At 46.8% G+C, this 18,410-nt stretch carries 17 protein-coding genes and 1 tRNA gene; 3 read left to right on the forward strand and 15 right to left on the reverse strand.

The window, feature by feature from the left end:
* Positions 1–20 precede the first annotated feature (20 nt).
* Complete coding sequence (locus tag QSV55_RS07415) at positions 21–641, reverse strand: hypothetical protein (protein WP_289649702.1); 621 nt, start codon at positions 639–641, stop codon at positions 21–23.
* Positions 642–728: 87 nt separating this feature from the next.
* On the opposite strand from QSV55_RS07415, the gene QSV55_RS07420 reads away from it, so the two are divergent.
* On the forward strand, positions 729–1,769 hold the full coding sequence (locus QSV55_RS07420) for a tyrosine-type recombinase/integrase (RefSeq protein WP_289649703.1): 1,041 nt from the start codon (positions 729–731) through the stop codon (positions 1,767–1,769).
* A gap of 145 nt (positions 1,770–1,914) precedes the next feature.
* Here QSV55_RS07420 and QSV55_RS07425 read toward each other — a convergent pair.
* The 14 genes from QSV55_RS07425 to zapA all read right to left on the reverse strand — a co-directional run bounded on the left by QSV55_RS07425 (position 1,915) and on the right by zapA (position 15,034).
* A tRNA-Arg gene (locus tag QSV55_RS07425) sits at positions 1,915–1,988 on the reverse strand.
* Between the two features lie 90 nt (positions 1,989–2,078).
* A complete protein-coding gene (locus QSV55_RS07430) occupies positions 2,079–2,558 on the reverse strand; it encodes a metallophosphoesterase (RefSeq protein WP_289649704.1) in 480 nt (159 codons plus the stop codon).
* The gene (locus QSV55_RS07435; protein ID WP_289649705.1) at positions 2,555–3,139 is read right to left on the reverse strand and encodes an XTP/dITP diphosphatase; all 585 of its coding nucleotides are present in this window, start codon (positions 3,137–3,139) and stop codon (positions 2,555–2,557) included. The genes QSV55_RS07430 and QSV55_RS07435 overlap by 4 nt, the downstream gene beginning before the upstream one ends.
* Positions 3,136–3,945: a glutamate racemase gene (racE, locus tag QSV55_RS07440; RefSeq protein WP_289649707.1), complete on the reverse strand. Its 810-nt coding sequence runs from the start codon at positions 3,943–3,945 to the stop codon at positions 3,136–3,138. The genes QSV55_RS07435 and racE overlap by 4 nt, the downstream gene beginning before the upstream one ends.
* Positions 3,942–4,373 carry a MarR family winged helix-turn-helix transcriptional regulator gene (locus tag QSV55_RS07445; protein ID WP_289649708.1) on the reverse strand — a complete coding sequence of 144 codons (432 nt, stop codon included), beginning with the start codon at positions 4,371–4,373 and terminating at the stop codon, positions 3,942–3,944. Before QSV55_RS07445 ends, racE begins: the two co-directional genes overlap by 4 nt.
* Positions 4,374–4,450: 77 nt before the next feature.
* Complete coding sequence (sdhB, locus tag QSV55_RS07450) at positions 4,451–5,215, reverse strand: succinate dehydrogenase iron-sulfur subunit (protein ID WP_133450932.1); 765 nt, start codon at positions 5,213–5,215, stop codon at positions 4,451–4,453.
* Positions 5,215–6,975, reverse strand: a complete 1,761-nt coding sequence (sdhA, locus tag QSV55_RS07455) for a succinate dehydrogenase flavoprotein subunit (protein WP_289649709.1) — start codon at positions 6,973–6,975, stop codon at positions 5,215–5,217. Before sdhA ends, sdhB begins: the two co-directional genes overlap by 1 nt.
* Positions 6,976–6,995: 20 nt before the next feature.
* Complete coding sequence (locus QSV55_RS07460; RefSeq protein ID WP_289649710.1) at positions 6,996–7,610, reverse strand: succinate dehydrogenase cytochrome b558 subunit; 615 nt, start codon at positions 7,608–7,610, stop codon at positions 6,996–6,998.
* A 188-nt stretch (positions 7,611–7,798) separates the two neighbouring features.
* Positions 7,799–9,598: an excinuclease ABC subunit UvrC gene (uvrC, locus tag QSV55_RS07465; protein ID WP_289649712.1), complete on the reverse strand. Its 1,800-nt coding sequence runs from the start codon at positions 9,596–9,598 to the stop codon at positions 7,799–7,801.
* Between the two features lie 51 nt (positions 9,599–9,649).
* On the reverse strand, positions 9,650–9,964 hold the full coding sequence (gene trxA, locus QSV55_RS07470; protein WP_133450936.1) for a thioredoxin: 315 nt from the start codon (positions 9,962–9,964) through the stop codon (positions 9,650–9,652).
* Positions 9,965–10,143: 179 nt separating this feature from the next.
* Entirely contained in the window at positions 10,144–12,483 is a 2,340-nt protein-coding gene (locus tag QSV55_RS07475) for an endonuclease MutS2 (protein WP_289649713.1), read from the reverse strand.
* Position 12,484: 1 nt separating this feature from the next.
* Positions 12,485–14,185, reverse strand: a complete 1,701-nt coding sequence (polX, locus tag QSV55_RS07480; RefSeq protein ID WP_289649714.1) for a DNA polymerase/3'-5' exonuclease PolX — start codon at positions 14,183–14,185, stop codon at positions 12,485–12,487.
* 44 nt (positions 14,186–14,229) lie between these two features.
* A complete protein-coding gene (locus tag QSV55_RS07485; RefSeq protein WP_289649715.1) occupies positions 14,230–14,775 on the reverse strand; it encodes a CvpA family protein in 546 nt (181 codons plus the stop codon).
* On the reverse strand, positions 14,768–15,034 hold the full coding sequence (zapA, locus tag QSV55_RS07490; RefSeq protein WP_133450940.1) for a cell division protein ZapA: 267 nt from the start codon (positions 15,032–15,034) through the stop codon (positions 14,768–14,770). The genes QSV55_RS07485 and zapA overlap by 8 nt, the downstream gene beginning before the upstream one ends.
* A 94-nt stretch (positions 15,035–15,128) precedes the next feature.
* Here zapA and rnhC point away from each other — a divergent pair, with 94 nt between their 5' ends.
* Both rnhC and QSV55_RS07500 read left to right on the forward strand, forming a co-directional pair.
* Positions 15,129–16,028 (forward strand): ribonuclease HIII, encoded by a 900-nt coding sequence (gene rnhC / locus QSV55_RS07495; RefSeq protein ID WP_289649716.1) that lies wholly within the window; start codon positions 15,129–15,131, stop codon positions 16,026–16,028.
* Between the two features lie 110 nt (positions 16,029–16,138).
* Positions 16,139–18,391: an excinuclease ABC subunit UvrA gene (locus tag QSV55_RS07500; protein ID WP_289649717.1), complete on the forward strand. Its 2,253-nt coding sequence runs from the start codon at positions 16,139–16,141 to the stop codon at positions 18,389–18,391.
* The last annotated feature ends 19 nt before the right edge of the window (positions 18,392–18,410 follow it).

Here is an 18,410-nt window from a genome sequence, read left to right on the forward strand (position 1 = left end):
CGTAAACCACCTAAAAAAGATTAGTAATGAATTAAAATAACTTTTATTTTTTTATCATAATCAATGAATATTTCTCTACTTAAGTTATCAGTTGTTTGATAGACTTTAATCGCTTGTTCATAAGTTGTAGATATATCTATTTCATTTCTTATGGATAATTGAGGAAATCTATGTGATATAAACCCAATTCCTCCCTCAATAATGAGATGGTTATCAAAATCGAATATATAGGCCTGCGTATCGTATTTATCTTTAGGCCTATTCATCATTATATTATCTAAAATCTTACTATTATTATCCGTAGGTAACATGAATAACTCTTTAAGTTTCTTAATTGTTTTCTTAGAAATCAAAATAAGCGATGGATACACTATCATAGACATCAACAATGTGACACCCATCGAAATTAAAAATATACAAATAAGATTTATATTAGTGAACTTTAATACCTCTACGCCAAATACTCCACAAGCTAAATAACCGAAGAAAATATTAAGTACTGATAGAGATGACAACAATATTACTTTTTCATCTTTATTGTCATCTCCTATATCAAAGAGACGGAATTGACTTAAAAACCAGTAAGAAGTAAACCCGGGAACACTAGTAGCCACTATAGATAAAATTAATTTTAAATCCATATATACCCCCATAGGCTATACGCCTTTTTATTTTTAGTGTACAACAGAACGTACGTTCCTGTAAATCATTGAAAGGAGGTGAAAATAATGAAAATTACTAAGAGGGGTTCGAAATGGCAGTATGATTTTCGTTACGATGGTGAAAGGTTCCGTGGCGGCGGTTATTCATCAAAGCGTGATGCTCAGTATGCTGGTAACGAAAAATATAATCAGCTGTCCAGTAACATTAGATTAGATAGAGAATTGACTTTTGCTGATTACTTCAAAAAATGGATCGAGACCAACAGATACCATACAGTAACGCCCAAAACTTATAAATCATATAAGTCAGCCCTTATACACATTGAAGACCATTCTATTGGCTCTGTGAGGCTTAAAGACCTGACCCGTCATAAGTTCCAGGAGTTTATCAATGAGTACGCTAAAAGCCATGCTAAAGAGACGATTAAGAAGTTCAAGGGTTACTGTAATGCCTGCTTTGAGAGTGCTGTATTCGAGGGCCTGATGATCAAGAATATCAATCACAATATCACTTATACGCCAGGGACCGCTTCTAAGCATGAAGATACTAAGTTCATCCAGATGAAGGACTACGAACGAGTCAAGGCGCAGTTGAAAAAATCAAAGAGCCAGTCATCGCTATTTCTATTTGTCATGCTGATCACCGGCGCACGTTTCTCAGGTGCTGCAGCACTGAAACGGGACCACATCGACGAACTGAAATCGACCATATTTATTGATGAGCATAAGACTGAACTTTCCCCTCGTACTTTAAGCATACCACGAGAGGACCTCAGACACGTCCTGGAGGGCATTAAAAATATTCCGGTACAAAGTGACGGAAAAATATTTAAGCTTTCCTATGAGGCCGTTAATAAGCAAATGAAGCGTGTCTGCACTCAACTCAATATTGATGAGGTCACATCGCACGCTCTGAGACACACGCACTGCTCGTATTTGTTTGCCAAGGGTCTAAGTATCGAATATATTTCGAGACGCCTGGGACACGCTAATGTGGCGACCACACGAGAAATTTATCAGCACATGTTCAAGGAGACCTATATTGACGAAGATGCAAAGGCAATGGAGATACTCAGTTCGATGGAAAGCAAGGCAGTCAACGGATAGCCAGCGTGACCAAATTGTGACCACGGTGACCAAATTGTGACCAAAACTATAGTTTTAAATAGTTTTAAATAGTTTTATAAATAAGAAAAACCCTTTAAAATCAAGGGTTTTAGCCTTAAATGATTTTAAAAGGTTTTATCTCTAGCGTCCTGGGAGGGATTCGAACCCCCGACCGACGGCTTAGAAGGCCGTTGCTCTATCCAGCTGAGCTACCAGGACTCAATTTCAAGACAAGATTAATTATAATCAAGTTTGAGCTGGAAAGTCAACAACCTTTTTTTGCGTTATTACACCTTTAAGGGCAGAAGGTTAACCCTTGAGCTGCGCTTGTGCATAAATACGGTGCTGCTGATCATAGAAAGTGAGCCTGTCATCCTGTATGACCAGGTACGTCTCCGGTTCCTCACTCCTTGACTGAGCGACGCTGCCGGGATTGATACAGATGACCCCTTCAATCTCCTCTATCTGACGGACATGCGTATGGCCATATAATGCCAGTGAACAGCCCGCTTCTTTCGCCGCTGCTGCTAATTTTTCTCTGCCGGCATTGACCGCATAGAGATGACCGTGGGTGAGAAATACGCCGTCCCCTTTCAGAACCATTGTCTGCTCAAACCAGGGACCGTCGCAGTTCCCCCGCACTGCCACATAATCTCTTATTTCAGGATTCTCCCGCGTAAATTCTGAATCCCCTAGGTGGATGAAGCGATCAGCATCATGGTGGATAGACTTGATATCCGTCAGAATAGGGGACATGCCGTGATTATCACTGACTACTACCCATTTCATGACTTGCGGCCCTCCAAGTAGTCTGTCAGTTTATCAATCGCTTTACGACGATGGCTGATCTCCGCTTTTTCTTCTGATGACAGTTCAGCCATGGTCTTGTTTCTGTCAGGAAGATAAAAAATCGGGTCATAGCCGAAGCCGTGCTGACCCCGCTCTTCCTCAGCGATGATGCCTTCTACTTCGCCGCGGAATGTCCGGGTCGGCTGTCCAGGCTCACTCAGTGCAATGACACAGACGAAACGTGCCGTCCGCTCCGTCTCGCCCTGCAGGTTCTTCAGCAACAGCTTCATATTGGCTGCGTCGTCCTTCTCAGGTCCTGCATAGCGGGCAGAATAGACGCCGGGTGCACCGTCTAATGCATCGACAGAAAGGCCGGAATCATCCGCGATCACCGGCTTGCCGAGGAGGCGGCTTGCCGCTTCTGCTTTCAGCGCCGCATTCTCTTCAAAAGTCGTGCCGGTCTCTTCGACATCAAAGTCCGGCAGTAATGCCGTGATGCCGATGACGTTATGGTCTGGGAATATATGTTTAAAGTCATTGATCTTGCCTTGATTACCTGTAGCGATAACAATATCTTTCATTTCAGTTCCTCCTCTAAATTGATGGATGTGACCACGAGCTCCGGATCTTCCAGCCATTCGCGTGCGACACGTGTAAATTTCTCTGCGTCACCATTGACATAGAACTCATGGTGTTTTTCATCCGCGTACGGGGCGTGACCTTGACTGAACGTCAGCAGTGCACTGACTTCTCGCGCCGTCTCAAGTCCTGACGAAATGACCGTCTTTTCTCCATTAAAGTAATCCTCTATATAGCCTTTTAATAACGGATAATGTGTACAGCCTAATATCACTGTATCGGCCGGATCCAGCCGCCATTCCTTTAAAGTCTGATGGATGACGATATTCGTCACAACAGGGTCTTTATAAGCGATCTGTTCCACCAGCGGAACAAAACGCGGACAGCTGACACTATGCACATCCACGTTCGGATTGATAGCCTGTATCGACTTGCGGTAGGCATCTGACTTGACCGTCCCCTCAGTACCGAGCACGAGGACATGACCATTAGTTGTCGTCATCAGTGCGGTTCTGGCCCCCGGCTCTATGACACCGACCACCGGAATCGACAGCATCTCCTGCAGAGGCTTAAGCGCAACTGCGGTCGCGGTATTGCAGGCAATCACCAGCATCTTGATCTCTTTTTTCAGCAGGAACTGGGCAAGTTCGATTGTAAACTGCTTGACTTCTTCTGCGCTGCGCGGACCATATGGGCATCTGGCCACATCGCCCAGATAGCAGATGCTTTCGTTCGGCAGCTGACGCATGATTTCTTTTGCCACTGTCAGGCCGCCCATACCAGAATCAATGACCCCGATCGGCTTCATGACGACTGCTCCATTTTAGCGAATAACTGCTTGATGACTTCAGCCATCATCTGCTGATCGTCCTGTGGAATATCTGCCATCAGTTCATTTAAGAATTCCTGCCGCTTAGAAATCACCTCATTGATGATATCAATGCTTTTCTGTTCAGGATACAGATTGACTTTACGTTTATCCGCCACATCTTTTTCTCTGCGTACACATTCCTTCTTGATCAGCTGGTCTACCATTTCTGAAGCTGTGGAGACAGCGATGCCCATCTTCGTCGCCAGCTGACCGACTGTCAGAGGTTCCTCATGGATCCACTGCATCGCGATAAACTGATTATCTGACAGCTGATACGCCTGCAGCTGACTACGTCCTGACTTCTTGATTCTATCTGCCAGATGACGGAGATGAAACTCCAGTGGAATAATCAATTCTTTATTCATCTTCAATTCCTCACTTCCTGTTCATGACTATCATAACAAAAAAAACGACAGGCGAGAATTCCCACCTGTCGTTCCGATTAATTCACTTGATAGTCTGAACCGAAGAATGATTTGAATAACTGGAAGTTTGCAGAACGGTTCATCGCTGCAATACTTGTTGTTAAAGGGATGCCTTTCGGACAGGCCTTGACACAGTTCTGTGAGTTACCACATTCAGCAAGACCGCCGTCGCCCATCAAGGCATGAAGACGCTCATCTTTATTCATCTTACCTGTCGGATGAAGGTTGAACAGGCGAACCTGCGAAATCGGCTGCGCACCCATGAAGTCCGAGTTCTTATTGACGTTCGGACAGACTTCAAGGCAGACACCACATGTCATGCATTTCGATAATTCGTAAGCCGTCTGACGTTGTTTCTCCGGCATACGCGGACCTGGTCCAAGATCATATGTCCCGTCAATCGGTACCCATGCTTTGACACGTTTTAAATTATCGAACATTTTAGAACGGTCTACCTGTAAGTCACGCATCACCGGGAATGTCGCCATCGGTTCTAATCTGATCGGCTGCTCCAGTGTATCGATGATAGCAGAACATGACTGACGTGCTTTACCATTGATGACCATTGAGCAGGCACCACAGACTTCTTCTAAGCAGTTCATATCCCAAGTGACAGGTGTGGTTTTCTGACCTTGTGCATTGACTGGATTACGCTGAATCTCCATCAAGGCAGCAATGACGTTCATATTAGGGCGGTAAGGAATGACGAATTTCTCATCATAGGGCGTTGATTCAGGGTTCGCCTGGCGTCTGATAACAAGTTCAATCGTTTTTTCGGCCATTAATGTTTACCTCCTGATTTAGAGTAGTCACGGACACGTGGTGGGATGAGGCTGACATCCACATCCTCGTAATTGAAGATCGGCGGATTAGTGGCACCATCGAATGTCGCCATGGTTGTCTTCAGCCATTCTTCATCATTACGTTTCGGGAATTCCGGTTTGTAATGCGCGCCACGTGATTCGTTACGGTTATAGGCACCGATTGTCATGACACGTGCCAGTACAAGCATGTTCCATAACTGACGCGTGAAGAAGACAGCCTGGTTGCTCCAGGTTGCTGTATCCTCCATATCGATATCCTGATAACGTTGCATCAGTTCCACAATTTTCTTGTCGGTCTCAAGTAATTTATCATTGTGACGGACAACTGTGACGTTAGCCGTCATGATTTCTCCGAGTTCTTTGTGCAGTTTATAGGCATTCTCACTGCCTCGCATGTTCATCAAAGCGTCAAAACGACGTTGCTCTTCATCCACTTTGCGTGCATAGATGTCCTCAGAAATATCTTCATACGATTTCTCGAGTCCCTTGATATATTTAATGGCATTCGGTCCAGCCACCATACCGCCGTAAATAGCGGATAACAGTGAGTTCGCTCCTAAGCGGTTACCGCCGTGCTGAGAATAGTCACATTCACCGGCAGCGAAAAGACCTGGAATATTCGTCTGCTGATTGTAATCTACCCAGAGACCGCCCATTGAATAATGCACAGCCGGGAAGATCTTCATCGGTACTTTACGCGGATCATCACCTGTGAATTTCTCATAGATTTCGATGATACCGCCGAGCTTGACGTCCAGTTCATGCGGGTCTTTATGGCTTAAATCGAGGTATACCATGTTCTCACCGTTAATGCCGAGCTTCTGGTTCACACAGACATCAAAGATTTCACGTGTCGCTATATCACGGGGCACCAGGTTACCATAGTCCGGATATTTTTCCTCGAGGAAGTACCAAGGCTTACCGTCTTTATATGTCCAGACACGGCCGCCCTCACCACGTGCTGATTCACTCATCAGACGCAGTTTGTCATCTCCCGGGATCGCTGTCGGGTGAATCTGAATGAATTCACCGTTCGCGTAAGTCGCGCCCTGCTGATAGACGATCGATGCCGCAGAACCGGTATTGATCATAGAGTTCGTTGACTTACCGAAAATAATACCAGGTCCTCCTGTTGCCATGATCACGGCATCCGCTGCGAATGATTTGATTTCTGAAGTCACCAGATTCTGCGCAACGATACCTCGGCAGACGCCGTCGTCATCTTTCACGATACCGAGGAATTCCCAGCCCTCGAATTTCGTGACAAGTCCGTCCACTTCGTAGCGACGTACCTGCTCATCAAGTGCATAGAGCAGCTGCTGACCTGTCGTCGCACCTGCGAATGCTGTACGGTGATGCAGTGTGCCGCCGAATCGACGGAAGTCGAGTAAACCTTCCGGCGTCCGGTTGAACATGACACCCATTCTGTCCAGTAAGTGGATGATGCTTGGCGCCGCTTCAGTCATCGCTTTAACAGGCGGCTGGTTCGCCAGGAAATCGCCGCCGTATACCGTGTCATCAAAATGAATCCAAGGTGAATCTCCTTCACCTTTCGTGTTGACCGCACCGTTGATGCCGCCTTGTGCACACACTGAATGTGAACGTTTTACCGGCACTAATGAAAATAGTTCTACGCTTGTATTGTGCTCAGCTGCTTTAATTGTTGCCATTAAGCCGGCAAGACCGCCTCCGACAACAATCACTTTACTGTTTGCCATATATATGCCACTCCCCTAAATTAAATAAATGCGATTAAAGCTGTAAATCCTAATGCTGCTACGAGCACGAAGACTGCAAGTGATACGTATGTCATGATGCGCTGTGATTTCTCACTTTGCGTGATTCCCCATGTCACGGCGAATGACCACAGGCCGTTTGCAAAATGGAAGATAGTGCTTAAAAGACCGATTGAATAAAATGCGATCCAGAATGGATTATTGAAGATGTTATGCATCATCTCGTAGTTGACATGCGCATCATGCAGAGTGACCTGCACACGTGTCTGCCAGACGTGAACAGCAATGAAGAAGAACGTGATGATTCCTGATACACGCTGCAGCATGAACATCCAGTTACGGAATGTCGAGTAATGTCCGATATTATTCTTTGCTGTGAAAGCAATATAGAAACCATAGATAGCATGAAACAGAATCGGAATGTAGATAATCACTGTCTCAAGGAGCACTTTGAGCGGTAATCCTCCCATAAAGTCCGAAGCTCTGTTGAAACTTGCCTCACCATATACTGCGAAGTGGTTTACGAATAAATGCTGGATTAAAAAGACACCAATCGGTAACACACCAAGTAATGAATGAAGCCTGCGTATTGCAAATGATTGTTCTGAATTCGCCAAGCGAAGTCCCCCCTAATATTTTCTGATAAATCATCACAAACTATTGTACGCCTAAAAATGGGTCAAATCAAGAAACCGATTACATTTTGTCGCACAGTATGTGAAGATTAATATATGACAATTGTATCATTAATTTCAGGCTTATTGTTTATGATAATTATTCTCACTAAAAGTAAAAAAACAGCCCATCAGGACTGTTTTTCGGTCTCTTCATTCAATGTCTCCAGAATAAGGGTTGCCGTCGCTTTCGGTATGCCGATAGCGGTCAGCTCCTCCTGTTTTGCTTCCTTGATGCGTTTGGTTGAACCAAAGTGCTTGATCAGCTGCTGTTTGCGTTTCGGACCGATACCTGGAATCGTATCCAGCTGAGATTGCAGTCCCGTCTTCTGTCTCGTCTGCCGGTGGAAGGAGATGGCAAAGCGATGGACTTCATCCTGGATCCGCTGCAGAAGATAGAATGCCTGGCCCTTCTTATCGAGCGGAATGATATCGGCATTTTCACCGTAAAGCAGTTCTGCTGTCTGGTGCTTGGCGTTTTTCTTCAGGCCGGCCACCGGTATATCAAGCCCGAGTTCATCCTGCAGCACACTTAGGACCACATTCATATGACCTTTCCCGCCATCCACAATGATAAGGTCAGGCAGCGGCAGCTGTTCCCGTAATACCCGTGTATAGCGACGTCTGACGACTTCTGCCATAGACCGATAATCGTCAGGGCCTGAGACGGTCTTGATCTTGTACTTCCGGTAATCTTTCTTGCTCGGCTTACCATCGACAAACGAAATCATCGCAGCAACCGGATCAACCCCTTGAATGTTCGAGTTATCAAAGGCCTCAATACGGATCGGTGTCGGTATCCCCATCGCTTCGCCGATTTCTTCGATCGCTTTAATTGTCCGGGATTCATCGCGCTTGATAATCTCAAACTTATTCGACAGTGCGATATCCGCATTCTTAACGGCAAGGTCCACCATCTCACGTTTCTTGCCGCGGACAGGCTGCACAATCTTCGTGTCCACGACCGAACGGATGACATCGATGTCCAGACCCGGCTGAATATGCACCTCACCAGGCAGAATATGCTGGTCCAGCTGATAAAACTGGCCGATGAAATTATAGAAGGCATCCTTCGGGTCTTCCATGAGCGGAAGCATCGTGACATTGCGTTCAATCAGATTACCTTGTCTGATAAAGAAGACCTGCACACACATCCAGCCTTTATCCACACTGTAACCGAAAATATCGCGGACGGTCATATCAGCAGTCATCATCTTCTGCTTGAACATCAATGATTCAACATGGCTGATCAGATCCCGGTATTCCTTTGCCTGTTCAAAGTTCAATGCTTCACTTGCTTCTGCCATCTTCACTTTAAGGTCTTCAACGATAGTAGTATCTTCACCGTTCAGGAACTGACTGACCGTCTGAATCATCTCCTGATATTCCCGCTCTTCTACATCATAGACACACGGACCGAGGCACTGGCCGATATGATAGTAGAGACATAACCGGTCCGGCATCTTATTGCATTTTCTGAACGGGATGATGCGGTCGAGCAGCTTCTTTGTCTCCTGCGCCGCATAGGCATTCGGATAAGGGCCGAAATATTTACCTGTATTCTTCTTGACCTGCCTTGTCACAAAGAGTCTTGGATGCTTCTCCTTCGTGATCTTGATGAACGGATAGCTCTTGTCATCTTTCAGCATGATATTATAGCGCGGATAATGCTTCTTGATCAGCGTCAGTTCGAGAAGCAGCGACTCAATTTCAGTGCTCGTGACGATAAACTCAAAGTCACGGATCTCTGCGACAAGCCGCGTCGTCTTTTCATCGTGGGCCCCTGTAAAGTAAGAGCGCACACGATTTCTTAAGTTCTTCGCCTTACCGACATAGATGATTTCATTCTGCCTGTCTTTCATCAGATAACAGCCTGGCTCCATCGGCAGGACTGCGAGCTTATGCTTTATTCTGACTTCATATTCTTCCATTTTTTCCACCACTCTATTTCAAAAAAAAAGAGCCGAAGCTCTTTTTCTCAATTAAAAATGTTTTTCAAGTACAGATTGTAACTGTTCTTTAGGCTGGAAGCCCACAACTTTATCAACTGCCTGACCGTCTTTAAAGACGATTAATGTCGGAATACTCATCACTTCAAACTTAGCAGCTGTTGCCTGGTTGTCATCCACGTTCACTTTTACGATGTCCGCTTTACCGTCAACATCACCCGCTAAATCTTCTAAGACAGGTGCAATCATTTTACAAGGCCCACACCAAGGTGCCCAGAAATCGACTAATGTCACACCTTCTTTAATTTGTTCATCAAAATTTGCATCAGTTGCATTAATTAATGCCATGTTTATTTCCTCCTCAAAGTTCTATTTTTAAGAATTATAGCATGCGCGTTTCCATGCGTCATGCGGTTTGCTCATGAGGTGAGAATCAAATAGCCGACGCCGGACAGGAGCATGACAACTGCCACTACAATCAGCACAACGGCAAGCTTATACATATCAAAATTCCACATCATATCCTCCTATTTCAGTTCAACGACTGTGACACCAAAGCCACCTTCAGACGGCATACCGCCTCTGAACGATGCGACGACTTTCGAACGCTTCAGATAGTCCTGCACGCCTTTTTGCAGGGCGCCTGTGCCTTTGCCGTGGATGATGGTGACCTGGCTGTAGTTGCTGAGCAGTGCCTGATCCAGATAACTCTCCAGCCGCTGCAGCGCATCTTCATAACGTTCACCGCGCAGATCGAGCTCCATCTTGATCGTCTGGCGGTTAGCACGTGGGACCACCCGGATCTGCTTTTCTTTTTCAGGTTGTTCTTTCTTGAAGTCTGTCAGCGGCAGCTTCATCTTAATGATGCCCATCTGCACAACTGCTTCATCCTTATCGACACTGAGGATCACACCCTTTTGACCATAGGACAGGACTTTGACATGGTCACCGGCAACGATCTTTTCTGCTTCCTGCTGCTTGTTCTGTTTTTTCAGGGCTGCCTCATTGTAAAGGTTCTTGAATTTCCCTTTACGTTCAATCAGTTCATTCTCTTTCAGCGACTGATGTTCACTGCGCAGGCTCTTCAGGTCTTTGATGATGGCATCAGCCTCTTTTTCAGCCTTCTGCACGATCTCATTGGCTTTCATCTTTGCATTTTCCACCAGTGTTTCTTTCATCTGCTGATAAGCGGCGAACTGTTCGGACAATTCTTGATGAAGGGCGGCAGATTCCTGCTTCAGACGGGCCATTTCCTCTCTGTCATTCTCTGCCTGTCTTGTATTTCTCTCAAGCGCTGAAATCATATCGTTGATTTCAATATTATCCATATGGATCAGCTGGCGGGCATTTTTAATGATGGACAAGTCGAGCCCGAGCTTCTTCGAGATTTCAAAGGCATTACTCTTACCCGGCACACCCATCAGAAGCTTGTAAGTCGGGCTCAATGATTCCACATCGAACTCCACACTGGCGTTCATGACATGGTCGCGGTTATAGCTGTATGCTTTCAGTTCAGGATAATGCGTTGTTGCCATCGTCATGACACCTGTTTCAAGACAGCGGTCCAGGATACTCATCGCCAGAGCCGCCCCTTCAGATGGATCCGTGCCCGCACCAAGTTCATCAAAAAGTACAAGACTCTTATCGTCCATTGATTTTAAGATGGAGACGATATTGGTCATATGGCTGGAGAACGTTGACAGGGACTGCTCAATCGACTGCTCATCGCCGATATCACAGTAGACATCGTTGAAAATGCTGAGGCGGGCACCGACTCCTGCCGGAATCATCAGGCCGGATTGATTCATTGCAATCAGGAGACCCACTGTTTTCAGTGTCACGGTCTTACCGCCCGTATTCGGTCCTGTAATGATCACCGCATCGATATCATCACCGAAGATGATCGAGTTCTTGACGACGCTCGAAGGATCGAGCAGCGGGTGCCAGGCGGCCGGGAGTTCAATCGCTCGCTCGTCCGCAGTGTCAGCGATCACTCCGTTGATTGAATGACCGTATTTCGCTTTAGCCAGCTGAAAGTCCAGTTCACCCATGACCGTCGTAATCCAGTCAATATCATGCTGAGATTCTGCCACCTGCGCAGACAGTTCGTACAGGATGCGACTGACTTCCTCGTTCTCGCGCGCTGTGACTGTATTGAGCTGACTGCTGAGTTCGACGATACTGTTCGGTTCAATATAGAATGTCTGACCTGAGGCCGAGGTATCATGCACGATACCCGGGAAATCCTGCTTATATTCACTGCGGACAGGAATGACCTGGCGGTCGTTACGGATGGTGACAATCGCATCAGAGAGTTTCTTCTGATTGGCCTGTGAGCGGACGATGCTGTCAAGCTTCTCCTTAATACGACGATTAATCGTCTTCTTCTGCTGACGGATATCATAGAGCGTGCTTGATGCATTGTCATAGAGCATCGTCTCGTCACATTTCTCGTCTATCGCATCACTCACATGCGATAAGACCGGAAGATGCTGAAATCTGTCGCGGAGCAGCGGCAGTTTGATGTCACTGTCTTCAGTCATATTCAGCAGATAAGTCTTATAACGGTTCGTGACACGGATATTATTCTTGATACGGTTCAGCTCAGTCACACTGAGCATCGAACCGATACTCGCCCGCTTAGTCAGCTGTTTCACTTCTGTCAGCTGACTCATGCCCGGCTCACTTGCCTGCATATGAATCAGGCGGGCCTCTTCCAGTTTCTCAAGCTCTGCCTCTATCCAACTGGCGTCAGATTGCGGCTCAAGCCTGCTGATTAAAGCGGCACTGACTTCATTCTGACTATATGCAGCCACTTTCTCTCTGATCAGGGGATATTCCAGTATATTTAAAGCTTTTTGATTCATGTCATTTTCCTTTCTGCAGCCAGTCACGGAATGCCTCGCGCGTCGATGTATTGATGACCTGCTCGCGCTTGACGTGACCTTTAATGGCTGTCCCGACACCATACTTCATAAAGTCCAGATGACTGGTATGGTGTGCATCTGTATTGATAGCGAGCTTGATATCCGGATATTGTCTGATGACCGCTGCACTCAGGTCAAGGCGCATCGGATTCGCATTGATTTCAAGCACAGTATTGGTTTGGGCGGCGACTGCTATCAGTTCTTCCATATTGACGGCATAGCCCGCGCGTCTGCCGATAAGCCGGCCTGTCGGATGCGCAATCTGACGGACATAAGGATTGTGGCAGGCATTGACCAGACGCTGCATCGTCTCCTCTTCTGACTGATTGAACGACTGATGAATCGCCGCAATCACATAGTCCAGCTCCTTCAGTACCTCATCTTCGTAGTCCAGGGTCCCGTCCGGTAATATGTCCATCTCGATACCGCTGTAGATATCAATTTCGCTGTAAGCCTTGTTGAGTGCTCTGATCTGCTGATTCTGCTCCAGCAGGCGCTCAACAGACAGACCGTTCGCCACCCGCAGACTTCTGGAGTGATCCGTAATGGCCATATAGTCATAGCCTTGCTGGATGCAGGCTTCGATCATCTCTGTCAGTTCGAAGGCCCCGTCACTTGCTGTCGTATGCATATGCAGGTCGCCTCTGATGTCTGACAGCTTGATGATAGCTGACTGCTCCACTTCAAACGCCGTGACGTCATCTCGCATCTCCGGCGGAATATAGTTCAGCTGATAGTGCTGATAGATCGCTTCCTCACTCTCATACTGCTTCAATGTCCCATCTGCTAAAGTGATACCATATTCATTCACTTTCTCGCTTCGTGCTTTAGCCAGCTGGCGCATTTTGACATTATGCTCTTTACTGCCTGTAAAATGATTCAGCATCGGTGTAAAGCCTTTATCATCTGTGAAACGAAAATCAACAGCTGTCTCAAGGTCATCCAGCTGGACAGTCACAGAGACTTTCTCCTGGCCGCTCACTGCCACCTGCTTGACGAACGTGAACGCCTCGATCTCTTCTGCTGCTGCCAGCGCATCGTCAGTGACAACGATATAATCAAGGTCTTTGCTCTGCTCTTTCATACGGCGGTGACTGCCGGCGACCGCATAACGTTTGACGTGCACCGCTTCTTCCAGTGCCTGATTGATATAGGCTGTCAGTTTCACCGCTTCATGAATCGTTATATACTTTTTTTTCGTCTCAAGGTCCTCGATACCCTGGAGAATGGACTCCTCCGTTTTCTTACCGAAACCCGTCAGACCACTTACCGCATGGCTTTCACAGGCTGCCTTAAGCTCTTCAATGGTTGTGATATTCAGTTCCTTATGCAACTTGACGATTTTCTTGGCACCCAGATTGCGGATTTTGAGCATCTGAATATGACCGGCCGGGACCGCTGTCTGCAGTTCCGCTAGCAGACTGGATTGACCAGTCTCGCGGTATTCATTCAGTACTTCAGAGACCCCTTTACCGATGCCGGCAAGTACAGTGAAGTCTGCCAGTTCATCAATAGGCACCTGTGACTGCTCAATGGCAGCCGCCGCTTTACGGTAAGCTGAAACCTTGAAGCTGTTCTCACCTTTAAGTTCCATATATAAGCCGATGGTCTCCAGTAACTTGATATAATCTTTCTTTGTCATTTAATGACCTCCAAAATAAAAGTCATAGACCTATGCCTATGACTTTAGAAGATATGAATAAAGGCAATGTGCTGAAACCAGTCAATTGCACGGTTGCTTAAGATAGGTGTGTATTCAATTATCGCACGGGCAAGTGTACTTCCCTGAATTCTCGCCTGAATAGCAGGGGCCGGGATCATGGCAATGAAGAAAAATGCGATAAATATGACAAGGTAACTCTCAATAAAGCCCAGCAGTGACCCTAAACTTTTGTTCAGCTGTTTTAACAGGGGGAGCTGTGCAATATAGTCAAAGACTGTTGCGACCATCTGCAGCACGACTTTGCTGACGATGAACAGAAAAATAAAGCTGATCACATTGTAGAAGGCATGCTCACCGTCAGCCCAGTTGATCAGAACTTTAGGCGTCTCCCCTGCAGCGGGATAAGGCACGATGAGTGCCAGTTTGTCCGCCAGCGGTTGGTAAAACATCCTTGCGATGACAAGTGCGCCGATCGTTCCGATGAGATGTAAGGACTGAAGGATGAACCCTCTCCGTAAGCCGATGATGGCCCCTAATAATAAAAAGAACAATAAAATAATATCAATCATGGTCGTAACCTTCTGCTTCTAGTTTATGTAATAGTATTTCAAAATCTTCTTTCAGTTTGACATAGTCATCCATGATGTTGACTGCAGCCAGAACTGCTTTTCTCGACGTATCAAGTCCAGAGTTATAGCGAGATATTTCACGGATGCGCTCGTCGACTAACCCTGCCACATAGCGGATGTGACCCGGTTCATCTTCACCGATAATCGTATACTGCTGATCATAGATAGAGACAGTAATTCTATTTTTAAATTCTCCCATACGATATCACTCCACTGTGCGTCATTTAATATATATGGTACCATTTTTTATAAGGAATAGACAATAAAAATACATGTATAATGAGGGATTTACAGTGAGTACTGTCGTAAAAACACTGGAACAAAAAGAAATTGAGCAATTACTGCGTCAAATCACCTATGAAACCACCCATCTGCCGCCCGGCATGGTCGCCCGTGCGAAGATCCAAGGGCATTCTATTTCCATCTACCGGTCGAACAAAGTCATGATACAGGGCAAGGATGCAGAGAATCTGGCTGCGCAACTACTCGGCACAGCTGCACCTCGTCAGTCAGCTGTCCATCAGTACGATCAATATAACTGCCTCGGTTCCGATGAAGCAGGTTCCGGCGATTACTTCGGCCCGATGACCGTCGTCGCGAGTTACGTCTCAAAGAAAAATGCTGAGATACTTAAACTGCTCGGTGTCATGGACTCAAAGAACCTGAAGGATCCGAAGATAGTGGAACTGGCCGAACAGATCATTCCGATGATTCCGCACTCGCTGCTCGTTCTGACCAATCCAAAATACAATGAGCAGAAAGCGCGCGGCTGGAGCCAGGTCAAGATGAAGGCCGTCCTGCATAACCAGGCTATCCAGAACGTCCTGTCTAAAATAGAGGAACGCCCGGACTATATCGTCATCGACCAGTTCGCTGTACAGGGTGTCTACGAGAATTATGCGCTGACCCCTATTCCAGAACGCGACCGCACAAGGTTCGAGACGAAAGGTGAATCGAAATCAATCGCCATTGCGGCAAGCTCTATTATTGCCAGATATGCCTTCATCAGATGGATGGACCAGATTGAGCTCGAGACAGGGCTTGACATCTATAAAGGGGCCGGCAGCAAGGTCGATCTGCAGGCCGCTAAAATCATTGAGCGAAAATCGCTGGCTTATCTCGACAGTATCACGAAGAAAGACTTCAAAAACAGAGCAAAAGCACTCGATTTAATTGAAAGGAAGCGATCATAATGGAACCGATCTATCTAGGGGCAGGGCTCGGAGTTATTGCTTATTTATTATGGTATATCTCAAAGGAAATAGGGAAAAGAAAAAGATAATCACTTGAAAGGATTTTTCCTATGGCTAACATCATCATTAAAGGCGCAAAACAGAATAACCTTCAGAATATCAGTGTGGAGATCCCTAAGCACAAGCTGACGGTCTTTACAGGCCGTTCCGGTTCAGGCAAGTCCTCTCTGGTCTTCAGTACGATTGCTGCTGAATCCGAACGCCTGCTGAACGAAACGTATTCAACCTATATTCAGAACCAGCTCACGCAGTATGAGAAGCCGGATGTCGATGCGATCTATCATCTCCCTGTCTCCATGGTCATCAGTCAGAAACGGCTCGGTGGTAACTCGCGTTCAACAGTCGGCACCATATCAGATATTTACTCTGCTGTCCGTCTGCTCTGGTCACGTGTCGGCGAACCCTTTGTCGCCTATTCTAATGAATTCTCATTCAATAATCCTGCCGGCATGTGTGAGACATGTCATGGCCTCGGCTATGTGGAGGATATTGATGTCGATGAACTACTGGACTATGACAAGTCACTGAATGAACATGCCATTCAGTTTCCGACATTCGGACCGGACCACTGGCGCGGCAAACGCTATACCCTCTCCGGCCTTTTTGATAATGACAAGAAACTGAAGGACTACACGAAAGACGAAATGGAGACACTTCTCTATACAGAACCCATGAAGCTGAAAGACGCACCGGACAAATGGCCGAAGACCGCGAAATTTGAAGGGGTCATCCATCGCTTCCGCCGCAATTTCCTCATCAATGACGGCTTCGAGAAAAATCGCTGGCTGAGTGAGGTCAACCGTGTTGTCACGGAAAAGACCTGTCCTGACTGTCATGGCAAACGGCTGAACAGCAAGATTCTCAGCTGTAAGATCAAGGGGCTCGATATCGCGGACTTCACTAGCATGACCATCCGTGAAAATATTCAGTTTCTTGATTCAATAGATCATCCCACTGCCAGCTATATCATCAAACCCTTGTGTGCACAGCTCCAGTCAATTGTTGATATCGGTCTCGGCTACTTGACGTTAGCACGTGAGACACCGACACTGTCAGGCGGTGAATCACAGCGCATCAAGCTGATTCGTCATCTCAACAGTCCGCTGACAGACCTGGTCTATATCATTGACGAACCAAGTGTCGGCCTTCATCCGGAGGATATCAAGAACATCAACCGCATCATCCAGTCTATACGCGATAAAGGGAATACCGTGCTTGTCGTCGAACACGACCCGGATATCATCAAAATAGCTGACCATATCATTGATATTGGACCGGGTGCCGGCCGGGATGGCGGCACCATCACGTTTGAGGGCAGCTATCCTGAACTGCTTGAATCCGATACGGCGACAGGCCGGGCGCTAAGAGAACAGCATCAGCTCAGACGCGCGCGCGAACCGCAGGACTTCATCCATCTGGGACCGATCAGCCGGAATAATCTGCACGATATCTCAGTGGACATTCCTAAGCAGATGATCACGGCAGTCACTGGCGTCGCAGGCTCCGGCAAAAGCACATTAATCAAGACCGGCTTCAGACATATGGACCAGACAATCATGATCGACCAGAAACCTGTACATGCCTCTAACCGCTCAAATCTGCTGACCTATACAGATATTTTCGATGAAGTCAGAGCCTTCTTCAGCAAAGAAACCGGCCTGAAAAAGAGCCTGTTCAGCTATAACTCAGATGGTGCCTGTCCAAACTGTAACGGCAAAGGGGTTCTAAAGACGGAACTTGCCTACATGCCGGACTTCTCACAGGTGTGTGAGGTCTGTCACGGTACCCGCTATAAAGAGGAAGTACTCGCTGCCACAGTTGATGGCTACTCCATCGCGGATGTCCTCAGACTCACGGTAGATGAAGGTGTCACCTATTTCAGCCATCATGACAAAATAACAGAAACACTCCAGTCCCTGCAGGCGACAGGTCTCGGCTATATGACGCTCGGTCAGTCACTTGATACATTGTCAGGCGGGGAAGTTCAGCGCGTCAAGCTCAGCAAGTATCTGATCGAGCAGGTCAGAGACCATATCTTTATCTTCGATGAGCCGACGACAGGACTCCACGAGGAAGATATCCATGTCCTCATCGATCTCTTCAACAGGCTCGTAGATGACGGCAATACCGTCATCCTGATTGAACATAACCTGACGATGATGACCGCTGCCGACTGGATCATCGATATGGGACCAGGCGCAGGACAGGATGGCGGCAGACTGCTCTACAGTGGTCCGGCAGCCGGCCTGCTGGGCGTCAAAGACAGCTATACTGCCCAGCATTTAAAGCGCTATATCAAATAAAGGTAAGGACTTCCTGGTC

It is taken from the genome of Macrococcus bovicus, from assembly GCF_030376725.1.
Classification (GTDB): domain Bacteria; phylum Bacillota; class Bacilli; order Staphylococcales; family Staphylococcaceae; genus Macrococcus; species Macrococcus bovicus.